We start from the raw sequence: 1715 nt of genomic DNA on the forward strand, positions 1-1715 counted from the left end.
GGCGCTGGCCGCGGTGCCCGCCGACGCCGAGGGGCGGGCCCGGCGGCGCGCCGGGGTGCTCGCGGGCGGTTACCGGCTACGCGACGGCACAACCGGCGCCGGCGGCAAGCCCGGCAACGCGCCCGACGGCAAGCCCGGCGACGGGCTCGAGGGCGAGCTCGTCGCCAGGTCTGGGGGGAGACCCGTCGACGGACCCGACAACAGGATCGGCAGCGAGCCCGACAACCGGCCCGGTATCGGATCCGGGCCGGCGGTGACCCTGGTCGGGGCCGGCTCCGTCATGGCCGACGTCCTCGCCGCCGCCGACGAGCTCGGCGCGGGGCTGGGCCGCGGTGTCGCCGTCGTCTGCCTGACCTCCCCCGACCTGGTCTGGCGCGCCCTGCAGGCCCGCCGCGGCCTGCTGCCGGGTGACGTGTCGATCCTCGACGAGCTCTTCCCCACCGACCGGCGCAGCCCGCTGGTCACCGTGGCCGACGGGGACCCGCGTGCGCTGGGGTTCCTCGCCGGCGTCCACGGCGATCCCGTCTCCACCCTCGGCGCGGGCATGATGGTGCCGGTCGACGTGGCGACGATCGTCGGCGCGGCCCTCGACCTGCTGGACGAGGTCGAGGGCTACCCGGCGTAAAGCCATCCCACGAAATTACTCATAGTAACAATTAGGATGGACGGTCGGGGCGAACACCAGGCACCCGCTCGTCCGCTCGGCGAGGCCTCGCGGGCCCTGGTGGCGGGTCAGGTCCCGATCGCGTGCACGCCGCCGTCCACGTGGATGATCTCTCCGGTGGTGGCGGGGAACCAGTCCGACAGCAGCGCCACGCAGGCCCGGGCCGTCGGCTCGGTGTCCTGGATGTTCCAGCCGAGCGGCGCGCGCTCGTCCCAGACACCCTCGAACCGCTCGAAACCGGGGATGCTCTTGGCGGCCATGGTGCGCAGCGGCCCCGCCGCGACCAGGTTGACCCGCACCCCGCGCGGCCCGAGGTCTCGGGCGAGATAGCGGGTGGCGGATTCCAGGCCGGCCTTGGCCACCCCCATCCAGTCGTAGGAGGGCCAGGCCACGCTCGCGTCGAAGTCGAGCCCCACGACCGAGGCCCGCTCGCCGAACAGCGGCAGCGTCGCCCGGCACAGCGCGGCCAGCGACCAGGTCGAGATCTGCACCGCGGTCGCCACCTCCGGCCAGGGGGCGTCCACGAAGGGCTTCCCGCCGAGCACCGACTCGGGCGCGAAACCGATCGCGTGCAGGACGCCGTCCAGCCCGTCGGTGTGCTCGAGAACCCGGTCGGACAGCGTGCCCAGATGTGTTTCGTCAGTCACGTCCAGCTCGATCACGGCGGCCTCGGTGGGCAGCCGCCGGGCGATCCGCCGGGTCAGTGACAGGCCCCGGCCGAAACCGCTGAGCACCACGGTCGCGCCCTGTTCCTGCGCGATACGGGCAACGCCGAAAGCAATGGACGCGTCCGTCAGAACGCCGGTGACAAGGATGCGCTTACCTGCGAGGAGTCCGCTCACAGGCCCGCATCCTGCCAAACATCGGCCGGCGCTGGCGAGGCGGCACACCGACAAAGCCACCCCCCTCGCAGTGCCGGCGCACCGACAAAAACACGCCGGCCGGCACACTCCGGTACACCCGGTACACCCGGCGCACCTGCGTCACACCGGGAAGGCGCTCATCAAAGCGGCGGGCCGAGGACGCCGGCCCGGGCGAGCCAGCCCGGCCG

1 protein-coding gene and 1 pseudogene are annotated in these 1715 nt (G+C 73.4%); one reads left to right on the forward strand and one right to left on the reverse strand.

The genetic code is table 11. The features are described from left to right. A pseudogene (locus NBW84_RS06525) lies at window positions 1–625 on the forward strand (hypothetical protein); the annotation flags it as partial. A gap of 107 nt (window positions 626–732) precedes the next feature. Here the strand turns inward: NBW84_RS06525 and fabI are convergent. Next, window positions 733–1506, reverse strand: a complete 774-nt coding sequence (fabI, locus tag NBW84_RS06530; RefSeq protein WP_250282646.1) for an enoyl-ACP reductase FabI — start codon at window positions 1504–1506, stop codon at window positions 733–735. Between the last annotated feature and the right edge of the window lie 209 nt (window positions 1507–1715).

Origin of the sequence: Protofrankia sp. CiP1_Cm_nod2 (assembly GCF_920664355.1) — a bacterium.
In the GTDB taxonomy this organism is placed as follows: Bacteria; Actinomycetota; Actinomycetes; order Frankiales; family Frankiaceae; genus Protofrankia.